This is a genomic window from Pseudomonas haemolytica (assembly GCF_009659625.1).
Lineage (GTDB): Bacteria > Pseudomonadota > Gammaproteobacteria > Pseudomonadales > Pseudomonadaceae > Aquipseudomonas > Aquipseudomonas haemolytica.
The window spans coordinates 660,836-684,444 of the sequence record NZ_VOIW01000002.1 but is presented as its reverse complement, the minus strand read 5'-3'; the positions used below and the strand labels follow the sequence as shown (position 1 = coordinate 684,444).

The following is a 23,609-nucleotide window of genomic DNA, read 5'->3' as shown; positions in this document are numbered from 1 at the left end:
GCCATGCTGGTCTTGAGCCGCGCCATAGGCGAAGTCATCTCCATTGGCGATGACATCGCCGTGCATATCCTTGAAGTAAACGGTGCCCATGTGAAATTCGGCATCCAGGCACCGGTGGACGTCAATGTTCATCGCGCCGAGGTGTACCAGAAGATTCTCGAACGCCAGGGCTCGCCCACCCATCCAGTGCCGTTACCCAATCCTTAGGCGGGAAGGTCAGTCGAACAGATGCTTGGGCACATCGTGCTTGAGCATCAACTGGCATTGCTCGCTTTCAGGGTCGAACACGATCAGTGCCTGGCCCTTGGTCAGCGCCTGGCGCACGCGCAGCACGCGGGTTTCCAGGGGCGTGTTGTCGCCATTGTCGGTGCCGTCACGGGTGACGAAGTCTTCGATGAGGCGGGTCAGGGTGTCGACTTCAAGTGCATCGTAGGGAATCAGCATACAAGCCTCAGGGGTCAGGTCCCGGCGATGCTACTGTGCCGGGACCTTTGTTTCCAGTACCAGGTGCAGGCCGCGTCAGGACTTCTGGCCGACCAGGCTGTCCACCGACGGCACGCGGGTGTCACTCTCCATTTGCGTCTCATGCTCGATCTGATGACTGAACCTATCCAGGGAACCCTGGGCCGGTTGCGCATCGCTGGCGAACACCGGTGGGCTCAGAATGTAGGCGCCCAATAAGCGGCTCAGGGCGGCCAGGCTGTCGATATGGGTACGCTCGTAGCCATGGGTGGCATCGCAACCGAAAGCCAGCAGGGCCGTACGAATGTCATGGCCGGCGGTGACCGCTGAGTGCGCATCGCTGAAGTAATAGCGGAACAGGTCGCGGCGCACCGGCAGGTCGTTGTCCGATGCCAGGCGCAGCAAATGCCGCGACAGGTGATAGTCATACGGCCCGCCGGAATCCTGCATCGCCACGCTCACCGCATGTTCGCTGGAGTGCTGGCCCGGGGCAACCGGGGCGATATCGATGCCGACAAATTCACTGACATCCCAGGGCAGGGCGGCCGCAGCACCACTGCCGGTTTCCTCGGTGATGGTGAACAGCGGGTGGCAGTCAATCAGCAGCGGCTCGCCACTGTCGATGATCGCCTTGAGTGCCGCAAGTAGCGCAGCGACACCCGCCTTGTCATCCAGGTGACGGGCGCTGATATGCCCGCTCTCGGTGAACTCCGGCAGTGGGTCGAAGGCCACATAGTCGCCGATGCTGATCCCCAGGGAATCGCAGTCCGCACGGGTGGCACAGTAGGCGTCCAGGCGCAGTTCCACATGGTCCCAGCTCACCGGCATTTCATCCACGGCGGTATTGAACGCATGCCCGGAGGCCATCAACGGCAACACGCTGCCGCGAATCACGCCGTTATCGGTGAACAGGCTGACACGGCTGCCTTCGGCAAAGCGGCTCGACCAGCAGCCTACTGGGGCGAGGGTCAGGCGGCCGTTGTCCTTGATGGCGCGCACGGCGGCGCCAATGGTGTCCAGGTGCGCGGAAACGGCACGGTCAGGGCTGTTTTTCTGGCCCTTGAGGGTGGCGCGAATAGTGCCGCGCCGGGTCATTTCAAACGGGATGCCGAGTTCTTCAAGGCGCTCGGCGACATAGCGCACGATGGTGTCGGTAAACCCGGTGGGGCTGGGGATGGCGAGCATTTCCAGCAGCACTTTTTGCAGGTAGGCGAGATCCGGTTCGGGGATGGTTCGGGTCATGGAAACTCCTGATGAGTTGAGGGCATCGATGGTTTCGATGAGGGACAGGCGATACATCGCTCAAGTTGCCGGTTGACTATGGGGAAACAACAAATCCACAAACCTCTCCGCCGTCGGTTGCGGTTCATGGTTGGCCAGCCCGGCCCGTTCATTGGCTTCGATAAACACGTACTCCGGTTGGTCGGCCGCCGGCACCATCAGGTCCAGGCCGACCATGGGAATGTCCAGGGCGCGGGCAGCGCGTACGGCAGCGTCCACCAGCGTGGGATGCAGGATCGCGGTGACATCCTCCAGGCATCCACCGGTGTGCAGGTTGGCAGTGCGTCGCACCGCCAGTTGCACGCCACGGGGCAGGATGCTGCTGTAGTCGAAACCTGCGGCTTTCAGGGTGCGTTCGGTTTCCGCATCCAGCGGGATTTTGCTCTCGCCAGCGGTAGCGGCCTGGCGACGTCGGCTCTGAGCTTCGATCAAGGCTCGGATGGAATGCTGGCCGTCGCCGATGACCTCGGCGGGGCGCCGGATCGCCGCGGCGACCACTTCAAAACCAATCACCAGGATGCGCAGGTCCAGGCCCTCATGGAAGCTTTCCAGCAACACGCGGCTGTCGAACTGGCGCGCTGCTTCGATGGCTTGCTGCACTTCCTCGATCGTTTGCAGGTCCACTGCAACACCCTGGCCTTGCTCGCCATCCAGCGGCTTGACCACGATGCGCTGGTGGTCGTCGAGAAACTCCAGGTTGTCATCGGCACTGCCCGCCAATTGTTGCGAGGGCAGTTGCAGGCCAGCGGCCTTGAGCACCTTGTGGGTCAGGCTCTTGTCCTGGCACAGGGTCATGCTGATGGCGCTGGTCAAGTCGCTCAGGGATTCACGGCAACGCACGCGACGCCCGCCATGGCTGAGGGTGAACAGGCCCGCCCCAGCATCGTCCACCTGCACATCAATGCCACGCCGATGGGCTTCTTCGACGATGATGCGCGCATAGGGGTTGAACTCCGCCTGCGGCCCGGGGCCCAGGAACAACGGCTGGTTGATGCCGTTCTTGCGCTTGATGGCAAAGGTGGTCAACGCACGGAAACCCAGCTTGGCGTAAAGGCTCTTGGCCTGGCGGTTATCGTGTAGCACCGACAGGTCCAGATAGCTCAAGCCGCGGCTCATGAAGTGCTCCACCAAGTGGCGCACCAGCACTTCACCGACGCCGGGGCGCGTGCATTGTGGGTCGACCGCCAGGCACCACAGGCTGCAACCGTTTTCCGGATCCTGGAAGGCTTTCTGGTGATTGAGGCCCATCACACTGCCGATCACCGCGCCGGTGTCTTCGTCCTCGGCCAGCCAGTACACCGGGCCGCCTTGATGGCGCGGGGTCAGGCGCTCGGCGTCGACGGGCAACATACCGCGGCCCTGATACAGTTGGTTGACGGCCTGCCAGTCCGCCTCGGTCTGCACCCGGCGAATACGAAAGCCGCGAAACACGCGGGTAGCGGGGCGGTAGTCGGTGAACCACAGGCGCAGGGTGTCGGACGGATCCAGGAACAACTGTTGTGGATCAATCCCGAGAATCTGCTGAGGCGCGGCTACATATAGCGCTATGTCGCGCTCGCCGGGCTGCTCATTGAGCAGTTCCTGGGCAAGGCTGGCCGGGTCGGGAAAGGTGTGGCCGATCAGTAACCGGCCCCAGCCGCAATGCACCGCAATCGGTTCGGCGGCCAGTGGGCTGCCATCTTCGGCCAGGCGCGCTTGCAGGCGCTCGTAGGTCGGTGCCTGGCCCTTGAGCAAGCGTTGGCTGTAAGCCGCGGCATTCGGTTTCATGAATCAGATTCCTTGTTCGCTGAGCCACAGGTTCAGCGCTGCCAGTTGCCACAGCTTGGAGCCGCGCAGCGGGGTCAGTTGGCCCTGCGGGTCGGTTAGCAAGCGGTCGAGCATGGCCGGGTTGAACAGACCACGGTCCTGGCTAGGGTCCAGCAGCAGGTCACGCACCCAGTTCAAGGTGTCGCCCTGTAAATGCTTGAGGCCAGGCACCGGGAAGTAACCTTTCTTGCGGTCGATGACTTCGCTGGGGATCACCCGGCGTGCGGCTTCCTTGAGCACCTGTTTGCCGCCGTCGGGCAGCTTGAACTTGCCCGGCACACGGGCCGACAGTTCCACCAGGCGGTAGTCGAGAAACGGCGTACGCGCTTCCAGGCCCCAGGCCATGGTCATGTTGTCGACCCGCTTGACCGGGTCATCCACCAGCATCACCGTGCTGTCGAGGCGCAGGGCCTTGTCCACGGCGGCATCTGCCCCCGGCATGGCGAAGTGTTCGCGTACGAAGTCGCCGGCGGCGTCGTTGGCGGTCAGCCATTTCGGTGCGACGGTGGCGGCGTAGTCGTCGTAGCTGCGGTCAAAAAATGCCTCGCGATACGCGGCATACGGATCGCTGGCGCCATCCACCTGCGGGTACCAGTGGTAACCGGCGAACAATTCGTCGGCGCCCTGACCGCTTTGCACCACCTTGCAATGCTTGGCGACTTCCCGTGACAGCAGGTAGAAGGCAATGCAATCGTGGCTGACCATCGGCTCGCTCATGGCGCGGAACGCCGCTGGCAGTTGCTCGATGATCTCGCTCTCGGCGATACGCAGTTGGTGATGGCGAGTGCCGTAGTGCTTGGCGATCAGGTCCGAGTACTGGAACTCGTCGCCGCGCTCGCCGCCGGCATCTTCAAAGCCGATAGAGAAGGTCGACAGATCCTGCACACCGACTTCACGCAGCAGGCCGACGAGCATGCTCGAGTCAACACCGCCGGAAAGCAGCACGCCTACATCCACCGCGGCACGCTGGCGGATGGCTACGGCTTCGCGGGTGCTGTCGAGCACACGGTCGGTCCAGTCTTCCAGGCTGAGGTTTTGCTCATCTGCATGGGGGCCATAGGGCAGGGTCCACCAGGTTTTCTGCTCGGTCTTGCCGCTGGCATCGATACGCATCCAGGTAGCAGGCGGCAGCTTTTCGATACCCGCCAGCAAGGTGCGTGGCGCGGGTACAACGGCGTGGAAGTTCAAATAATGGTTAAGCGCCACCGGATCGAGGATCGGGTTGATATCGCCACCCTTGAGCAGCGCCGGCAACGCCGAGGCAAAGCGCAGGCGCTGGCCGGTGCGCGACAGGTACAACGGTTTTACCCCGAGACGATCACGGGCAATGAACAGGCGCTGGGCGTCACGCTCCCAGATGGCGAACGCGAACATGCCATTGAGCTTGGGCAGCAGCGCTTCACCCCAGGCGTGATACCCCTTGAGCAGCACTTCGGTGTCACCGCCGGAATAGAAGGCGTAGCCCAGGGCTTCCAGCTCTTCACGTAATTCGGGGAAGTTGTAGATCGCGCCATTGAACGCCAGGGACAGCCCCAGTTGGGCGTCAACCATCGGTTGGGCGGAGCCGTCCGACAGGTCCATGATTTTCAGGCGGCGATGGCCCAGGGCAATCGGCCCTTGGGCGTGGAAGCCCCATGCGTCGGGGCCTCGGGGGGCGAGGTGATGGGTGATACGTTCTACGGCTGCCAGGTCGGCAGGTTGATGATCAAAGCGTAACTCGCCAGCTAATCCACACATAAGTTCCTTACCGGTTTTTCCGTTGGGGAGGGGTCAATACTCACTACGCCAAACGGCGCGTACCCAGAAACTGACCCAGTGCTATGCGTGGAGTTTTAGACCGATAAGTTATAAGGCAGATAGCCTGCTTGCCTTCAACCTCGCTCTTTTCGGACTGCGGCCTGGCCTCGAACCAAGGCGCGCAGGGCAAACCGGTTGGGGTGGCAAGCCTCGGCTACGCTGGCCGGTACCGGCAGTGGCTCATCATTCAGCCAGGCCGCCAACAGCTCACCGCACAGGGGCGCAGTGACCAGGCCGCGGGAGCCATGGCCACTGTTGAGATACAACCCGGGCAGCCACGGGCACAGCGTATCCGGCACTTGCCGGGCGTCTTTGCCGAGTACGGCATAAGCCTGCTGGAACGCCCCATGCTCGGCCAGTGGCCCGACGATTGGCAGGTAATCGGGGCTGGTGCAACGAAACGCAGCACGGCCTTCCAACTGTTCGGCTGCCAGGCGGTCGGCGCCCAAGCGCTGCAGCAGGTCTGTGGAGATCTCGCGCAGCATCTCCAGGTTGCCAGTGTGTTCGACGAGCGTGGGCGTGAGGTCTTGGTTGTTGAAGTCAAAACTGGCGCCCAGGGTATGTTCGCCAAGCCGTGCGGGTGCGACGTAGCCTTCGGCGCAGACCACGGTAGCGAGGGCCTCACTGGCCGGGGTTTGCGCCAGCCGGGTGATCTGCCCGCGAATGCGCTTGAGTGGCATGTCTGCGCTGAAGGAGAAACGCTTGATCTCGGCCGCCCCGGCGAGCACCACTACGCTGGCGCTGGCCAACACACGATCGCCTGCGCGAGCGTGCCACTGGTCGTCGAGCCGGTCCAATTCAAGCGCCTCATGGTGGGTGAGCACTTCAATCAGAGGATGTGTCGCCTGCCATTGGCACAGTGACGGTGGATGCACCCAGCCGCCCTCCGGGAAAAACAGGCCGCCGTGGGCCAGTTGGATTCCAGCCTGTTGTTGCGCCTGTTCGCGGTCCAACAGGTGCAGCAGTCCCGGTGCAAAAGCCTCGGCCAGTTGGGCCTGACGCTGACCTTCCTTGGCGTCAAAGGCCAGTTGCAACACGCCACAGCCATCCCAATCGACGCCTCGGTGCAAGTGCTCCAACAGGCGCCGGGTGTAACCGAAACCACTGAGTATCAGTTTGGATAATGCGGTGCCGTGGGCCGAAAGCTTGAGGTACAAGACGCCCTGAGGGTTGCCCGAGGCTTCCTGCGCAAGGTCGGCATGGCGCTCCAGCAAGCTGACGCGCCAACCACGGGCGGCCAGGCTGGCAGCCGTTGCGCAACCGGCCAGGCCAGCGCCGATAACCATGGCGTGGCGTTCACCGTCGATAGCTGGAGGGCGGGCGAACCAGGGTTTGCTTTTGGCAGGCGGCGGCGTGTCAGCAGGCCAGCCGAGAAACTCGCCGCGCAGGATCTCCCACTTGTGCCCGATGCCCGGCGTGCGCTTCATCTTGAAGCCCGCCGCGTTGATCAACCGGCGCACCCAGCCGGTGCTGGTAAAGGTGCTGATAGTCGAACCCGGCGCCGCCAGGCGCGCCAGCTCGGCGAACAACTCTGCGGTCCACATATCGGGGTTTTTCGCCGGGGCAAAACCGTCGAGGAACCACGCATCGACCTGTGCATCCAGTTGCGGAAGTTGCTCCAGGGCGTCGCCGATCAGCAGCGTCAGGGTCACGCGGCCGTTGTCCAGTACCAGGCGCTGGAAGCCTTGATGGATAGCGATGTACTGCGCCAGCAGTTGGTCGGCCAATGGTTGCAGTTCAGGCCAGAGGGCGAGGGCACGTTGCAGGTCGGCGTGGCTCAGCGGGTATTTTTCCACGCTGACAAAGTGCAGCCGCGCACCAGCCACTGCGTGTTGCTCAAACAGTTGCCAGGCGCAGAGAAAATTCAGGCCCGTGCCGAAGCCGGTCTCGCCAATCACCAATCGCCCGCCCGCAGGCAAGGCGGCGAAGCGCTCCTGCAAGCGGTTCTGCTCAAGGAACACATAGCGGGTTTCTTCAAGGCCCGACTGGTCGGAGAAGTACACATCGTCGAACACCCGCGAGTGAGGGCGGCCTTGGTCATCCCAGTCGAGCTGGGCGTGGGTGATGGGGGTCATGGGCGGCTCATAGAAATACAGCAGGCAAAGACAAGGCGGCCATTCTAGCCGATCAACCGTATTTGAATTGACCCAAGGCAAGTGCGGTTGGAATTTCCTGCCCCCGGGCGTTGCCCAATCCGCTAGTCTTTAGCCATCTTGAAACGGAGCTGCCCATGTTCGAATCCGCCGAAATCGGTCACGCCATCGACAAAGACACCTACGACGCCGAAGTACCGGCCTTGCGCGAAGCCTTGCTGGAAGTGCAGTACGAGTTGCAGCAGCAGAAGCGCTTCCCGGTGATTATCCTGATCAACGGCATCGAGGGCGCCGGCAAGGGCGAGACCGTCAAGCTGCTCAATGAATGGATGGACCCGCGCCTGATCGAAGTGCGCACCTTCGACCAACAGACCGACGAAGAACTGGCGCGCCCGCCGGCCTGGCGCTACTGGCGGCAACTGCCCGCCAAAGGCCGCATGGGTATTTTTTTCGGCAATTGGTACAGCCAGATGCTGCAAGGCCGGGTACATGGGCAGATCAAGGATGCGCGGCTCGACCAGGCCATCGCCGGTGCCGAGCGCCTGGAAAAGATGCTCTGCGATGAAGGCGCGCTGATCTTCAAGTTCTGGTTCCACCTGTCCAAGAAACAGATGAAGGCACGCCTCAAGGCCCTGGCTGATGACCCTCTGCACAGCTGGCGCATCAGCCCGCTGGACTGGCAGCAGTCCAAGACCTACGACAAGTTCGTGCACTTCGGTGAGCGCGTGCTGCGCCGCACCAGCCGGGATTACGCGCCATGGCATGTGATCGAAGGGGTGGACAGCAACTACCGCAGCCTCACCGTCGGCAAGATCCTGCTGGAGGGCCTGCAAAACGCCTTGAAACAGCCCAAGGGCAAGGCCAGCGGCATGAACCCGGCACCTTTGCCGTCGGCTGTGGACCAGATGAGTCTGCTCAATAGCCTCGACATGACCTTGCGCCTGGACAAGGACGACTACGAAGAACAGCTGATTACCGAGCAGGCGCGGTTCTCCGGCCTGATGCGCGACAAACGCATGCGCAAGCACGCGCTGGTGACGGTGTTTGAAGGCAACGACGCGGCAGGCAAGGGCGGGGCGATCCGCCGTGTGGCGGCGGCCCTGGACCCGCGTCAGTACCATATCGTGCCGATTGCCGCGCCCAGTGAAGACGAACGTGCGCAGCCCTATCTGTGGCGGTTCTGGCAGAAGATCCCGGCGCGGGGCATGTTTACCGTGTTCGACCGTTCCTGGTACGGCCGCGTGCTGGTGGAGCGGATCGAAGGCTTCTGCACGCCAGCAGACTGGATGCGCGCCTATGGCGAGATCAATGACTTTGAAGAGCAGTTGCGTGATGCCGGCGTGATCGTGGTCAAGTTCTGGCTGGCCATCGACAAGGAGACGCAACTGGAGCGCTTCCAGGCTCGTGAAGAAATCCCCTTCAAACGCTTCAAGATCACCGAAGATGACTGGCGTAACCGCGACAAGTGGGACGACTACCGTGCGGCGGTGGGTGACATGGTTGATCGCACCAGCACCGAGGTGGCGCCCTGGACCCTGGTGGAAGCCAACGACAAGCGCTGGGCGCGGGTCAAGGTGCTGCGCACCATCAATCGGGCGTTGGAAGAGGCGTTCGATAGAACCGACAAACACGACAAAAAGAAAAAGAAATAGCGTGGATCGAGCCTGATTCAAATGTGAGAGGGGGCTTGCCCCGATGGCGGCCTTATAGCCGACCTGATCGTTGAGGTGTGCGCGTACCCCCTGTGGGAGCAGGCCCCCTCCCACATTTAGACTGCAGCGTATCCCAATTGAGTGACTTGCCCCTAGAATGCGGCTCCACTTCCTCTGGCATCTGGGGCACTCATGCACATCTCTTCCGGCCGCTGGGTCTATGGCTTTGGCTTGACTCTGTTGACCGCGTTTCTGTGGGGCATCCTGCCGGTCAAACTCAAGCAAGTGTTGCTGGTGATGGACCCGATTACCGTCACTTGGTTTCGCCTCACGGTCGCCGGCACCTGTCTCTTCCTTTACCTCGCTGCAACCAAGCGCCTGCCCAGTCGTAAAGTGCTCGGCCCCAAGGGCGGCTGGCTGGTGGGCATGGCGGTGTGTGGTCTGGTGGGCAACTACGTACTGTATCTGGTTGGCCTGAAGATGCTCAGCCCCGGCACCGCCCAACTGGTGGTACAGATGGGCCCTATTTTCCTGATGATCGCCAGCGTGTTTGTGTTTAAAGAGCGTTTCAGCCTGGGGCAGGTTATCGGGTTGGTGGTGCTGATCGCAGGCTTTGGGTTGTTCTTCAACCAACGCTTGGTGGAACTGCTGACATCCATGGGCACCTACACCGCCGGAGTCCTGACGATCCTGCTCGCCACCACCATCTGGGTGTTCTATGCGCTGGGGCAGAAGCAATTACTGACGGTGTGGAACTCGTTGCAAGTGATGATGGTGATCTATCTGTCGTGCGCGGTGTTGCTCACGCCGTGGGCGCATCCGCTGGAGGCATTGCAGTTGAGCCCGCTGCAAGGCTGGTTGCTGCTGGCATGCTGCATGAATACGCTGGTGGCCTATGGCGCATTTGCTGAAGCGCTGGCGCATTGGGAGGCCTCGCGGGTCAGTGCGACCCTGGCGTTGACACCGTTGGTGACCTTCGTGGCGGTGGCCTTGGCGGCGTGGTTGTGGCCGGACTATGTGCAGGCCGAAGAGATCAATGCCTTGGGGTATTTCGGTGCGTTCGTGGTAGTGCTGGGTTCGGCGACCGTCGCGCTGGCGCCGTCGCTGCTCGCCGGGCTCAAGGCCCGGCGGCTGCGCATGACCGTTTAGCTACCGAGCATGTTTTCCGGGCGTACCCACTGGTCGAACTCGGCATCGGTGAGGTAGCCCAGGTCCAGGGCGGCTTCGCGCAGTGTCAGCCCTTCGGCGTAAGCCTTCTTGGCGATCTCTGCCGATTTGTCGTAGCCGATATGCGGGTTGAGCGCGGTGACCAGCATCAGGCCGCGCTCCAGGTGCGCGGCCATTTGCTCGGCGTCGGGTTCAAGGCCGGCAATGCAATGCTCCTGGAAGTTGTTGCAGCCGTCGGCCAGCAGGCGGATGGATTCGAGCAGGTTGTGGATGATCACCGGCTTGTACACGTTCAACTGCAAGTGGCCTTGGCTGGCGGCCATGCCGATGGTCACGTCGTTGCCCAGCACCTGGCAGGCCAGCATCGACAGTGCTTCGCACTGGGTGGGGTTGACCTTGCCCGGCATGATCGAGCTGCCCGGTTCGTTGGCCGGCAACTTGACTTCGGCAAGGCCTGCACGTGGGCCTGAACCGAGCAGGCGCAGGTCGTTGGCAATTTTCATCAGCGCCACGGCCAGGGTTTTCAGCGCGCCGTGCAAGGTCACCAGCGGCTCGTGGCCGGAGAGGGCGGCGAATTTGTTCGGTGCGGTCACGAACGGCAAGCCCGACAACGCCGCCAGCTCGGAAGCAATCGCCTCGCCAAAGCCATGGGGCGCATTGAGCCCGGTGCCGACGGCGGTGCCACCCTGGGCCAGCTCGCACACGGCGGGCAGGGCGCTGCGGAGCGCACGCTCGGCGTAATCGAGCTGGGCGATAAACGCCGAAAGCTCCTGGCCAAAGGTGATCGGCGTGGCGTCCATCATGTGCGTGCGCCCGGTCTTGACCAGCTTCATATGCCGTGCGGCCAGCTCCGCCAGGCCACCGGACAAGGTGGCGATCGCGGGCAGCAGTTGCTTGTTCACCGCTTGCACGGCGGCGATGCTCATGGCAGTCGGGAAGCAGTCGTTGGAGCTCTGGGAACGGTTCACATGGTCGTTGGGGTGCACCGGGCTCTTGCCGCCACGGTTGTTGCCAGCCAGTTCGTTGGCGCGGCCGGCGATTACTTCGTTGGCGTTCATGTTGCTCTGGGTGCCACTGCCGGTCTGCCAGACCACCAGCGGGAACTGGTCATCATGTTGGCCGTCGAGGACCTCGTCGGCGGCCTGTTCGATCAGGCGGGCAATGTCGGCGGGCAAGTCGCCGTTGCGGTCATTGACCCGTGCGGCAGCCTTCTTGATCAGGGCCAGGGCATGCAATACCGCCAGCGGCATGCGCTGCTCGCCAATCGCGAAATTGACCAGCGAGCGTTGGGTTTGCGCGCCCCAATACGCGTCATCGGGGACCTGTACTTCTCCCAGGCTGTCGGTTTCGATACGGCTCATCGGGCACCCTCCTTATCCAGTCGTGATTGGTCAGTTTAGGCCTTGGCGACCGCTGTGGGTTCCCTAAACACGCATTTGTGCGATTGCGCCCCGCAAAACCAGGGCCTGTAAGGGGGTGGGGTTGAGCCGCGAGGTTTTTTAGGCGCAGAATGGTCGCCCTTGGGGGTAAGACCTCGCCTGCTAGAAAAGGAAACTCGATGACTCGTCTTCGTGCCATCTGTACCGCGGTTGCTCTGGTTTGCGCCAGCGGCCAGGTTTTTGCCGATACCGCCAGCCACAACGCCAGTGCCGAAGCCTTCCTTACCCTGGCCCACGCTGACAAGCTGGGGACCCCGGTGTACATGCAAGTGCAGCAAATGTTCGCCCAGCGTTTCGAACAGACCAAGGCGCCCGCCGCCAAGCAGTCCGTACTGGACAGCTACCAGGCCAAGGCCAACGCCGCCCTCGACCAGGCCATCGGCTGGCCGAAGCTGAAACCGGACATGGTCAAGCTCTACACCACCAATTTCAGCGAATCCGAGCTCAAGGACCTGGTTGCCTTCTACCAGTCGCCACTGGGCAAGAAAGTCCTGGAAAAAATGCCACAACTGACCCAGCAGTCGGCCCAGATGACCCAGGCCAAGCTGGAAAGCGCCGTGCCGGTGGTGAACAAGCTGTTGGAAGACATGACCAACGAGCTGACGCCAAAAGCCGCCGCACCGGCCAAGAAGAAGTAAGCAGGAATGACCATGCAACAGCGTATCGAAACGGCGCTCGCCGCCCTGGGCCCGCAACACTTGAGCGTGCTGGATGAAAGCCATATGCACAGCCGTGGGTTGCAGACCCACTTCAAGGCCGTGCTGGTCAGCCCGCAGTTCGAGGGGCTCAACCGCGTCAAGCGCCACCAGAAGGTCTACGCCACCCTGGGTGACCTGATGAGCGAATTTCATGCGCTGGCGCTGCATACCTACACGCCTGATGAATGGGCGAAAATCGACGCAGCCCCGGCCTCGCCGACCTGCGCCGGCGGGCATTGAGCGCAGCCTCGACCCGCGCCAGCGGGTCGAGGTGATGCCAGCCCCCGAATACATAAAACATCTTCTTGCACCACCTTGCCCCCTCCACCTTCCCTAGGCTTTCAAGACTACTTATTCACAAATGAGGTCTTGAGGTCATGTCTAATGCCATCCACCGAAATACGCCGTCCCTGGCCGCTGTCGACCCGCGTGGATTGATTGTTCGTAATATCGAGTATCACCGCTCAACGGCACAGGTTGAACCGCAAGCGCGTATTCATCGTCAGGTGTTTGGCAGTTCCGGCTTGATGATTGAGCAGTGGGATCCGCGCCTGCTGCAATTGTCGCGCTCAGAGGCTGGCACTCAGGCCAATCAACGCATGGTCTACAGCCTTGGCGGGCATGCATTGCGCATCGACAGCGTGGATGCCGGCTGGCGGCTCTCGTTGCCGGGGGAGGCCGGGCAGTTACTGGAAGAGTGGGATGGGCGGGGCGCCCATCAGGTGCATCACTACGATCAATACGTGCGGCCCGTCGCCGTTTTCGAGCAAGCGGCCAGTGATGAGCAACCGCAGTGTGTCGAGCGTATTGCCTATGCTTCACCCTCGGACCATGAGGCCGCACGCAATCGCTGTGGCCGGGTGATTCGCCATGATGACGGCGGCGGGTCGTTGTTCCACGAGTTTTATGGGCTGCACGCAGACGTTGTCCAGCAAACCCGACGCTTCCGGCAGGCGACCGCTGCGCTGGATTGGCCGCTGGCCGATGCACAACGCGATGCGCGCCTGGAACCTGAGCGTTTCCAGACATCAACGGGTTTCAACGCGCTGGGTGAGCGCTTGCATCACTCGGACGCCAAGGGCAATCGCCTTGAATATGCCTATGGCATTGACGGCCAGCCGGCGAGCATCGTTGTGTTGCCCACGGGCGGCGTGCGTACGCAGTTGATGGACCAGCGTCGCTACAATGCGGCGGGCCAAGTGATCAGTGAGCGCGCCGGGAATGGCGTTGTGCGTACCTTGCTCTACCGTGAAACCGATGGTCGCTTGCGGCAGATGAGTGCCCGTGTGCAAGGGGCGACGAGCACAGCGCTGCAAGATCTGACCTACGATTATGATTGCGTCGGCAACATTGTGCGGATCGATGATCTTGCCCAGCCGACACAATGGTCGAGCAACACCCGGATCAGTTCGGCCAGCGTCTATGAGTACGACACGTTATCGCAGTTGACCAAGGCCACCGGACGCGAAACCGCCGGCAACCAGGGTGGCCCCGCGTTACCGGCGAGGGTGGCGTTCGGCGCGACTGATGACAGCGTCTGGCGCAGCTACACCCAGCAGTTCAGCTATGACGCGGCCGGCAATTTGCTTGAGTTGCAGCATGTGCCCAGCAGCGGCACGGGTTTCACGCGCCGGATGAGCGTAGCCGCCACCAGTAATCATTTCGTGCTGCAGGCCGATGGCAGTGCGGTACCGGGGTTGGGGCAGCACTTTGACCGTAACGGCAATCTGCAAGCGCTGGAGGGCCATCATGGGATGGGCTGGGATGTGCGCAATCAACTGGTGCGCATTACCCAGGTGCTGCGCGAGGGCGGAAGCAACGATGAGGAACGCTACGCATACGATGCAACCGGTCGACGCATCCTCAAGCGCCGGGTAACCCAAGCCAGGGGCGTGTCGCATACGGCGCAGGTGCGCTACTTGCCAGGGCTGGAGATTCGCCATGACAGTGCAACGGGTGAGCAACTGAATGTACTCAACCTCGATGTCGGTACGCTCACTGTCCGGGTACTGTCCTGGGATCGTCATCCTTCGGGGGGCAGCCAGGATACGCAGATCCGTTACGGCTTGTCGGACCACTTGGGCAGCAGCACCCTGGAACTGGGTGAGCAGGCGCAACGGCTCAGCCAGGAAAGCTATTATCCCTACGGCGGTACTGCGTGGTGGGCGGCGAAAAGCGCCAGCGAGGCGAGCTATAAATTCATCCGCTATTCGGGCAAGGAGCGCGATGCCAGTGGGCTGTCCTACTACGGCTTCAGGTATTACGCGCCGTGGTTGTGTCGCTGGATCAGCTCGGACCCGACTGGCGATGCCGATGGCTTGAATTTGTACGCCATGGTCGGCGGTAACCCCGTCACGAAGGTCGATGAGCATGGGCTGACAGCCACACCGGCTTTGGAGCAGCCTAGCCAGACACAACTGCGCAGGCCTTCCATCAGGCGCAGGCTCGCGCATATGGAGCGTGTTTTTCGACCCAGGATACAGGCGGGTGCGTCGGCCGCGATTCGCGATGGTTTATCCACCTATATTGCCAATGCTATTTCGACGGGCGTCGATCTGGCGATTAACAACATCCAGCCGACGGCGCAACGCAACCAGATCTTGCGCCTTACCGTCGCGGTGCTGGATGCAGTGTCCACGGCACATATGAGCACCGGTGTCGCGGGTAACTGGACGCGATTTGCGCCGCAGATCGGTGCTCTTTTTGCAGGAGCGGCGGGTATGGGGTATGCCGTTTATGGCGACTCGATAGGTGATCAAGCCGAGCACAGCTGGGACCCGGTGGCGGTCCGGCGGTTGGGCGGGCATGTACGCGCGCTCTCCAGGGAACTCGTGCAGCAGGTCATTCGTGGGCACGGCACCGGTGTCTCCTGGGGCAGCACGCCTCTGCGCGGTAGGGTCACGCACACCACCGCAGCGACGGCGGCCTATGGCCTTGCAACCGTGGCCAACGCGATATACGGCGAAGAAGTGCCTGCGCTGATGCTGCCCAATGTCACACCGGCAATAGAAGCCTACGATGCAGCGATGGGAACGATGATTCGTGGCGGTCACCCGACGGCCGTCCACGATCCCCATGGCCAAACCCTGCAACGGCCGGACCCTGCCGCATTGGCCCACGGTGGGCTGAGCAGAATGTTCAACCAGGTGTGGACACACTGGGCCGCGTCCGGTGTCGAGGTCTTGACCGCCAGGCTGACGGGCTTGCCCTTGGCTGCCCAAAGCCGGATGACTCGCAACGTGGTGATGGCGGCCCGCGGCGTGATTTCCGCGCTGACCGAATGGCGGGGCTTTTTCGTCCAGTTGGCCAGGAGCGGGTATTCGACCTTGGAGTCGAGATGGCGCCGCGGTCCGCAGCCTGGGTAGGAGGACCAATGGGCCGCCGTCCTGCCGGTTGCCACGGCTTCACGCCTGCGTTGATCGTTCCCGCGCTCTGCGTGGGAGCGATCCAAACCTGGGGAACGCGCACTCTCTGGCGATCCGATCTGCCGGGCCCTTATCGTTCGTCAGTCAGTGCATTGGAGGGGGCAGCTTGCAGCTCTTCGTAGGTATCGTTTTCATCCTCATTGACGGTATACCAGGCCCAATAAGTGGTACGCCGCATGAATCCTGCTGCGGTCAGTGTCTTTGTCGGGCGCCCGAGAGGGTCGTAGAACTGGCGGTCACTGTGGCCCAGCTCACGCATGGATTGATCATTGACGTAGGCGTGCTTGTCAGCGAAGTAGGGGCGGTAGACGCGAATGACCAGGCCCTTGTTGTTGTATTCGACACGCTCGCTGACGCGCCAACGGGGGGCTGCATGCACTTGGCGCAGCTGTTTTTTCAAGGAACCGGGTGCCGTATCGGGTATCTCGTCGACCAGCAAGTTGCCCTTGTCGTCGACCGCATTGGCCAGGCCAGGCTCAGTCTTCTGCTTGGTCTGCAAGGTACGACTAAAGCCATCCCAGCAGGTCAGGGTCATGCGGATCTGTTGTTCGGCATCGTCCGGGTAGCGGTCGGCTTGCAACATGAGCCCATGGACTGGGGTCCGGCTGGCTTTGTCGATCAACGCCTTGAGTTGTCTGTTGCTGTCGCTGAGCCCCTGACGCGCGCGTGCGCCCAGGCGTGCCCTCGCGCTTGCGCGGATATGCCCGCTGGGAAGCAGATAGGCTTGGGCGACCCACTCCGGCTTGACGAGGGCCAAGTCGACCGCGCCCATCCAACTGAATGGGGCGTAGCAGTGTAGGTTGGCCATGTTTTGCAACACGCTTTGCGCGTGTTCTATGGCAAACCCGGGCGTTACATCCTTGAGCGGGCGGTAGCTCTCCAAGGCGGCGAAACCCACTCTGAGACTTTGTTCGTGACCGTGAAAGGTGTTGACGAGCAGTAGCCCAAAACCGTCATACAGCGCTTCTTGAATAGTGCCATTGGGGTCGACGATTTTTGTCGGCAGCAGCAAGCGATAGTCGTATTCGGCTTTGGTCACACAACCGTCGGGCATTTTTACACGCACGGTTTGCAACGTGTAGGGGTCATAGTTGAGTGTTGTTTCGCCATGGGCCTCGGTGGCCCGCAGCGCCCTTATCCGATAAAACTGGGTGGCTTTGCCATAGCGGGGAAAGTGCCGGCGAATCGACCACAGGCGGTTTTCCTCGGGCGGCGCCTCGCCGTCGAATAGAAAAAACAGCTCCATGGTGTGATAGCCACTGTCGCTGAGCTTTTTTACTAGATCAACTGCAGGTTGGTTGGGCATCGCCGGTATGTCCTTGTAGACATTCAGAGCGTTGTCATCCAGCTCTGCGGTTTCCAAGTAATCGGTCAAGGCCTGGGCAGTGGCAACGCCGGGCTCCAGGGTTTTACCGAGGCTACCGGCTTGCCGATAGCGTTGCACCGACAAGCTGCTCAGTTCACGCTTGGCACCTGCTGCCAATGGCCCGTCGCGGTTGTCGATGAACCCCTCATAGGCGATACGCCCCAGGTCTAACCCGCCGGCCGCTGGGGCTTTGCCCAGCACCAGGGTATTTTGTCGTTGGCGGTAGGGCAGGGCCAGGCGCCAGTGTTGTGCGTCGTCCAGATGAATGTACTGTGCCAGCGTTTCGCTCAGGTAATAGGACTGTTGCGCGCTGTCATGGGTATCGCGCCACCAGCGCCGGTGATGTTCATCGATCAGCACGGCAGGCGGTGAGCTGGAGGCGCTTGTACGGCGGGCACAATGCAGGGTGACACCATGCACCAGGCAGCCATAGGCATCCCAGCGCAGGTTGATCTGGTGCTGGCACACCGGATCATCTTCCACCCCTTCATATTGATAGCTGATCGACTCCAGGGCTAATGGCAATAGCCGAGCATAGGGCGTATGGGCACTGTTCGGCGCCAGTTCACGGATCAGATAACGCTGTTGCGTGACAGCATAGGGCACGGTGCCTTGCGCCGGGTGCGCCGCTGCCACCTCCACGCGTAGCACACTGCCGCTGAGTGCGCGTGCCACTTCGCGTGCCAGCGGTGGCGCAGGATCGCTGATCAAGTCGTCGTGATGATCCAGCGGCTGTGCCCCGGATATCGCCTTGTATCGGCTGACCAGCGTGCGGCCCATCACCTTGGCCTGTGGGTCGTGAGTGCTATGGCCGAGGGTGGGCATGTCGATGGAGTGCCCGGTATGAAACCAGGTTCTGGTGCGCACGGGGGCGCTGAAACCCTGGCTGTGTTGCGTGTCTTTGCTGCTCTCGGTGTCAGTTTGCTGCACCAGCCCGAAACCACGAAATTCGCGGTCTGTGCGGTCGTAATAAGCCTGGCGATAGCGCCAGTGTTGTGTCAGCCGGTTGCCGGTGATTTCGTCTCGTTGGGTGTGTTGGCTGACCAGCAGCAGCGCAAAGGGTAACTGGCTGATAGCCGGCTGGCCGTTGGCATGGCGCTCACGTTTTTCATCCAGCCATTCCTGGGCACTGCTGCGATATTTGATCGAGGCCTGAGCCCCCATGTTGTTGTCGGTTCGCAGGAGCAGCCAGGGCTTTTGGGTGAAAAAGTCGTAGCGCCAGTGCATGCGGGTCTGGTGGGCGGCGGTCAGGATCAGGCTAGGGCAGCCCAGGCCGTTCACGTCGACGACGTTGACCTGACAGTGGTCGTCGTAGCGCACGCCCTCTGGCCATGGAATTTTGATCGCATCCACCTCGAAGCCGTTGCCGCCTTTATTGAGGAAAATACTCAGGTGGTCGGCGCTCAAATACAGCAAGTCCGTAGCGCCACCTCCATTCAGGTCGACGAGCAGTACATGGGTTGCCTTGAATATTTCATAACGCAACGGCAGCGTGGCCAACACAAACCCCCGGGCAAAACGTCCTCGACCCAGGTTTGGCCAACATTTCACTTCGTTATGACGTATACGCACCAGATGCTGCTGGCCCGTGGCGAGCACATCGCTGAACGCCACCAGTTCGTTGGGCGAGGCAGAAACGATCGGCAAGGTGTCGTCGAGCGTATGAGGCACCTCAATGGCGGGTTCGAAGCCTTTTTTTCGGCGATTGGCATACAGGCGCACACTACGGGGGCCGATCATGGCAACGTCAGGATGTCCCGTCCCCATCAAGTCGGCGAGTATTCCCTGGGGATGGAAAAATTCCGACGGGAACGCATCGAACGGCGTGAAGGTTGACCAGTTGCGCTGTTCGTCCAGGCTGAAAAAACCGCTCATCCCCGGTTGGGCAACCAGCCAGTCCAGACGGCCATCGCCGTCCACATCGGCCAGCGCCTGGTGGATGGGCCGAGTGCTGTCGGCGACCGGCACCCGCGCCAACTCCTGGGCCGCGCCGTAAATCACCTCGTCGCCGGTTTTCGTGTGCTGCGCCCTGACGGGTTCACGGTAGTACCAACTCTTGTCGGCGCGATACAACACACCGGGTAGGCCTTCTCCATACAGATCGACCAGTTGATAACGCTCACTGTCATGCAGCCCGGGCAGCGAACTGAAGGGCTGATAGCTGCTCTGGTCCACCTTGAGCTGGCTCGATTGGTAAAAGCACTCCAGCGGCGGGCGGCTCACGCTATTGCCCAAGCTGTCAAAAGCCTGCTCATGCACCCCCATCAACAGGCTGACATGGCTGGGGGCGCGGTATTCCAGCAGCAGACGTTTGACCAGCACCGGGTCGGCGCCCATTTGTGCTTCCTTGGGGAAGTGGTGGAACATCAGAATCTGGTTGCAACGGCGCAGGGTGCGCAGCTCGAAGCCGAATGAAAAATCCGAGCAGGGGTCGGGGCGTGCCGGCCATTCCCGTGTGGCCTGGTACGTCGGTCGCTGATCCAGTTCAAGGTCACGTTCGCCATAATCAAAGAGCAACTGAAAGTGCCAGCCTATGTCCGGCTTATCGTCGGTCTGCCAGAGGTAGAGCTGTTCCTGCTCCTTGGCGGTGAAGTTGCCGTAGCAGACGCGTTCCAGGTAATGCTGGGCGCGACAGTCCCTCGGGTAGTGTGAGGGATCGGTTTCTTTTTTGTAGTGATAGTAAATGTGCTCGCCGTGGGCATTCAGGCTTTCCTGCAACAACCATTGCGCTACATGGTGCGGGTGGTCCGGATCGGCAATCCGGGCCAATGCGGTCTTCCCGTAAAAGTGCTGACTGCCATCGGCACTTTGTATCAACCAGAAGCCTGCCGTATCGGTTGCCGAGTGCCAGTGCTCGATACGGTCGAAGTGGCTCTCGATCCTGGGAAAGTACCGGGTGACCGTGTAGGCGATGGTCAGTGGCAAACCATTGAAAGAGGTCGTGGACCGGCTGACGATCGCACCTGCGGCGTCGCGTTCTGGTAGCCATATTTGCGCATCGGGGCCCACCAGTACGTCGTGCTCCGTGTAGGCCGGCACGCCATGGGAGGTACGTCGGCTGACGGCGCGCAGGGGCACTCCCCAGCCCAGGCCGAAGGGGCCGTTACCGGCGCCGCTGTGGTAGGTCAGCGACATGGCGGGCGTGTAGCCGCGCGCGGGAGAGATCGGTAAGGGAATCTCAAAGCTTGCCGTACCACTGGAGCCGATATCGCCCCAGCCCTTGCCGGTGCCTTGGATGGCAGCACCGCCTTTGGGCAGCGCCGGGGTGTTGACCTGCAGTTTGAGAGTGTCGTCGCTCATGCCTGACCCCGGCTCGCTGGGGCGGGGGCGCGAGGGTGTGGGTGATCAATCAGTTGGGCGAGCAAGGAGCTGCTGTCGGCTTGCATATTCATACGTTCCTTCACTCCCGCCGATGGGTTCGGCGGGAAATGAAAAAACGCTATCACGCAGGTTAACGGGGCCGGGCCTAGGTATTTACACCGCCGTAGCCCAGCATCTGTGGCGGTAAGCGTTTGTTCCCGTTGGGCTGCGCAGCAGACTCAATCGTATTCTGCCCCTGTAATTAGATACATAAAACCGCTCGCAATACCCCCACTCCACAGAGCGCCTCCCTAGACTTTTTTGACCTTAGCTAATCAGGTCATGAGTTTATGTCTAATTCTCTGCATCGAAATACACCTACCTTGAAGGCCATGGACCCTCGTGGACTGGCCGTACGTACCCTTCAATATCACCGCGAGAACGTGACGCAGACCCCGCAGGCACGGGTCACCCGACAGGTGTTTGGAACCAGTGGTTTGTTGCTCGGTCAGTGGGGCCCACGACAATTGGCGCGCGGTGCTGTGGGTGTGGCGTCGCAATCGAACATTTACAGTCTGTCGGGCGAGCCAGTGCACACCGAGAGCGCCGATGCCGGCTGGCGCTTGGTATTACGCGGTGAAGCGGGGCAGCTATTGCATCGCTGGGATTCGCGTCAAGCCCATCAGGAGTGGCGCTACGATCGCGTGTTACGCCCCGTGGCGGTATTTGAACAGGCTGCGGATGAGCCACGGCCGCGTTGTGTCGAGCGCCTGACCTATGCGGCAGCCGAGCCCGCGGAGGCGGCCGGCAACCGTTGTGGCCAACTGATTCATCATGCGGACCCGGCCGGCGTTCTGTGGATGGATGAGTACGGAATCGGTGGGAGCCTCATCAAGCAGACCCGACGGTTTCGCATGGATACGTCGACAGTTGACTGGCCATCGAGCGATGACAAACAAGCCGAACAGTTGGTGGGCGAAGCCCATACCACGACCTGGCGCTACGATGCCTTGGGGGCGCTGCTCGAGCAGGTCGACGCAAAGGATAATCGCCGGCACTGGCGCTACGGGCAACAGGGCTGGCTGAAGGAAGTAGCGCTGACCCTGAAGGGGGGAACGCGTCAGGTGTTGATGGACCAGCGCGTGTACAACGCCAACGGGCAAGCGGAGTCCGAGCGTGCGGGCAATGATGTCACCAAAGTAGCGAAATATGCTGCTGAGGATTATCGCTTGCTGCAACTGACGGTGTATCGCAAGGGCGAGGCCACCACGCCTTTACAGGATCTTGTGTACGAGTACGACCCAGTAGGCAATATCCTCAGTCTCAGCGACCAGGCCCAGCCGACCCAATGGCACAGCAATGCGCGCATTGATGCGGTCAGTCGTTACCAGTACGACACGCTGTACCAGTTGACCCAGGCCAGCGGTCGGGAAAATGTCGGCAACAGAGGGCAGGCGGCGCCAGGGCGGGTGACGTTCGGTGCAACCGACCCCGGGCTCTGGCGCAATTACACCCAGCATTATACCTACGATGAAAATGGCAACTTGACACGTCTTCGCCATGTGCCGGGTAGCGGAACAGGTTACACCCAGGACATGCGTGTGGCTGCGGGTAGCAATCGTGCCTTGTCAGTCACTGACGGCGCGCCGGGGCACTGGGCGACGATGTTTGATGCCAACGGTAATCAGCAAATGCTGGGCGGCGGCCAGCAGCTCGGCTGGAACGTGCGCAACCAACTGACTCACGCGACCCAGGTGCAGCGAGAGCAGGGTGACCCCGATGTGGAAAGTTATCTCTACGACAGTCAGGGCCAGCGGGCAGCCAAGCTCAGAAGCCAGCAGGTCGCAAGCACCCCCCATACACATCTAACGTATTACTTGCCGGGTTTGCACCTGCACATACAACCCGGCAAGCGCTTGAACGTGCTGGACATTGATACGGGCGGCGGCCGTGTCACGGTGTTGCAGTGGGACGCCGGTCGCCCCAGTGATATGAGTGCCGAGCAGTTGCAATTCAGCATCCTCGATCACCTCAATAGCCATTCACTGGAGTTGGACGAGCAAGCGCAGTTGCTGAGCCAGGAGCATTATTATCCTTATGGCGCAACGGCGTGGTGGGCAACCAACGGTACGCAGCGGGCCAACTATAAGGTGCGCCGCTACGCGGGTAAGGAGCGCGACGCAACCGGGTTGTATTACTACGGCTCGCGCTATTACGCGCCGTGGCTGCAACGCTGGATCAGCCCGGACCCGTTGGGTGATGTGGATGGTCTGAACCTGTATGCGATGGTCCTGGGCAACCCCCTGCGGTTCAGGGATGCCGATGGCACGCAAACGTCGTTTGGCGAGCAGTTCCAGCCGGGGCGAGGCGACATAATCTTCGGTTTGGCTCATACGGTGGGCAGTTACCGCAGCTTCTGGTCGATACTGAGTGGGCGTGGTGACACGATGGCGGCCTATTTTCCAGGTGCGGATCTACAGCGCTGGACTGCCGGGCTGGGGTCCAACGTTCGCCAGTTCTTCACTTTCCGCGAACTTGCGCCTGTCGAGTTCAGGGACTTGGTGACGCCGGTGCCGGGTGAAGATTCGATAGCAACACGTCTCAAGGCAGAACTTCGTGAGCAAATATCGGCCAACGTTCAGCCCTTCTATGAAGGTATTGTTGCGAGGTACTCAGGTTGTACGGCGACCACTTGCAACCAGCAGTTCGCGAGGAGATTTGTACGTAATCTTGCGGCAGGAAAATATTCAGCCGAGGCAACTGCTATCCAATTCATCGGCGAGGGTTTACTCGGTATCCAGCAAAAGCTGGTCAATCGAAGCAGCAAATCCGCTTTGGAAACCCTGACCGATCCGCAGAGTAACGCGGTGGTCCATTTCGCCCTTGACGATCTGGCGATCGGGCAGGTGGTCAAAAAGTCACGACCATCGGCTACGGCCTCGGAGCTGCGCTGGCTCTATCGGCATCGAGCGCAACTGGGCGGCAGGGTAATTTTCTATCGGGGTCAACGCAGGGTCGATGCGCCGTGGGAGGCTAACCCAGCCAAGTGGAGCGCCTACAGCCCCAGAAGCGCTACGCCTGCACGTGCAGGGCGGCGCCGCTGATTGACGCATCACCGTGGCT

General features: G+C 61.4%; 14 protein-coding genes. 7 read left to right on the top strand and 7 right to left on the bottom strand.

What is annotated here, in order from left to right:
* Positions 1-3 precede the first annotated feature (3 nt).
* Positions 4-207 carry a carbon storage regulator CsrA gene (gene csrA / locus FRT59_RS09340; protein WP_034116961.1) on the top strand — a complete coding sequence of 68 codons (204 nt, stop codon included), beginning with the start codon at positions 4-6 and terminating at the stop codon, positions 205-207.
* A gap of 9 nt (positions 208-216) precedes the next feature.
* Here csrA and FRT59_RS09335 read toward each other — a convergent pair whose 3' ends face one another.
* The 5 genes from FRT59_RS09335 to mnmC form a co-directional block, all read right to left on the bottom strand.
* Complete coding sequence (locus FRT59_RS09335; RefSeq protein WP_153871035.1) at positions 217-444, bottom strand: YheU family protein; 228 nt, start codon at positions 442-444, stop codon at positions 217-219.
* A 75-nt stretch (positions 445-519) separates the two neighbouring features.
* A complete protein-coding gene (locus tag FRT59_RS09330; RefSeq protein ID WP_034116960.1) occupies positions 520-1,704 on the bottom strand; it encodes an osmoprotectant NAGGN system M42 family peptidase in 1,185 nt (394 codons plus the stop codon).
* Between the two features lie 60 nt (positions 1,705-1,764).
* The gene (gene ngg / locus FRT59_RS09325; RefSeq protein WP_153871034.1) at positions 1,765-3,510 is read right to left on the bottom strand and encodes an N-acetylglutaminylglutamine synthetase; all 1,746 of its coding nucleotides are present in this window, start codon (positions 3,508-3,510) and stop codon (positions 1,765-1,767) included.
* A gap of 3 nt (positions 3,511-3,513) precedes the next feature.
* A complete protein-coding gene (locus tag FRT59_RS09320; protein WP_153871033.1) occupies positions 3,514-5,286 on the bottom strand; it encodes an N-acetylglutaminylglutamine amidotransferase in 1,773 nt (590 codons plus the stop codon).
* A 134-nt stretch (positions 5,287-5,420) separates the two neighbouring features.
* Positions 5,421-7,421, bottom strand: a complete 2,001-nt coding sequence (mnmC, locus tag FRT59_RS09315; protein WP_153871032.1) for a bifunctional tRNA (5-methylaminomethyl-2-thiouridine)(34)-methyltransferase MnmC2/FAD-dependent 5-carboxymethylaminomethyl-2-thiouridine(34) oxidoreductase MnmC1 — start codon at positions 7,419-7,421, stop codon at positions 5,421-5,423.
* A gap of 155 nt (positions 7,422-7,576) precedes the next feature.
* On the opposite strand from mnmC, the gene pap reads away from it, so the two are divergent.
* Entirely contained in the window at positions 7,577-9,091 is a 1,515-nt protein-coding gene (gene pap, locus FRT59_RS09310; protein WP_034116956.1) for a polyphosphate:AMP phosphotransferase, read from the top strand.
* A gap of 192 nt (positions 9,092-9,283) precedes the next feature.
* Complete coding sequence (locus FRT59_RS09305) at positions 9,284-10,240, top strand: DMT family transporter (protein WP_034116955.1); 957 nt, start codon at positions 9,284-9,286, stop codon at positions 10,238-10,240.
* Here FRT59_RS09305 and FRT59_RS09300 read toward each other — a convergent pair.
* Complete coding sequence (locus FRT59_RS09300; RefSeq protein ID WP_034116954.1) at positions 10,237-11,619, bottom strand: class II fumarate hydratase; 1,383 nt, start codon at positions 11,617-11,619, stop codon at positions 10,237-10,239. The genes FRT59_RS09305 and FRT59_RS09300 overlap by 4 nt on opposite strands.
* Before the next feature lie 197 nt (positions 11,620-11,816).
* Here FRT59_RS09300 and FRT59_RS09295 point away from each other — a divergent pair, with 197 nt between their 5' ends.
* The 3 genes from FRT59_RS09295 (at position 11,817) to FRT59_RS09285 (ending at position 15,760) form a co-directional block, all read left to right on the top strand.
* Positions 11,817-12,335, top strand: a complete 519-nt coding sequence (locus tag FRT59_RS09295; protein ID WP_003236690.1) for a DUF2059 domain-containing protein — start codon at positions 11,817-11,819, stop codon at positions 12,333-12,335.
* Between the two features lie 6 nt (positions 12,336-12,341).
* On the top strand, positions 12,342-12,635 hold the full coding sequence (locus tag FRT59_RS09290) for a BolA family protein (RefSeq protein WP_034116952.1): 294 nt from the start codon (positions 12,342-12,344) through the stop codon (positions 12,633-12,635).
* Between the two features lie 137 nt (positions 12,636-12,772).
* Positions 12,773-15,760, top strand: a complete 2,988-nt coding sequence (locus FRT59_RS09285) for an RHS repeat-associated core domain-containing protein (protein ID WP_153871031.1) — start codon at positions 12,773-12,775, stop codon at positions 15,758-15,760.
* A 130-nt stretch (positions 15,761-15,890) separates the two neighbouring features.
* Here FRT59_RS09285 and FRT59_RS09280 read toward each other — a convergent pair whose 3' ends face one another.
* Positions 15,891-20,486 (bottom strand): SpvB/TcaC N-terminal domain-containing protein, encoded by a 4,596-nt coding sequence (locus FRT59_RS09280; RefSeq protein ID WP_153871030.1) that lies wholly within the window; start codon positions 20,484-20,486, stop codon positions 15,891-15,893.
* A gap of 350 nt (positions 20,487-20,836) precedes the next feature.
* Between FRT59_RS09280 and FRT59_RS09275 the strand changes: the two genes are divergently transcribed.
* Entirely contained in the window at positions 20,837-23,590 is a 2,754-nt protein-coding gene (locus tag FRT59_RS09275; RefSeq protein WP_153871029.1) for an RHS repeat-associated core domain-containing protein, read from the top strand.
* Positions 23,591-23,609 lie beyond the last annotated feature (19 nt).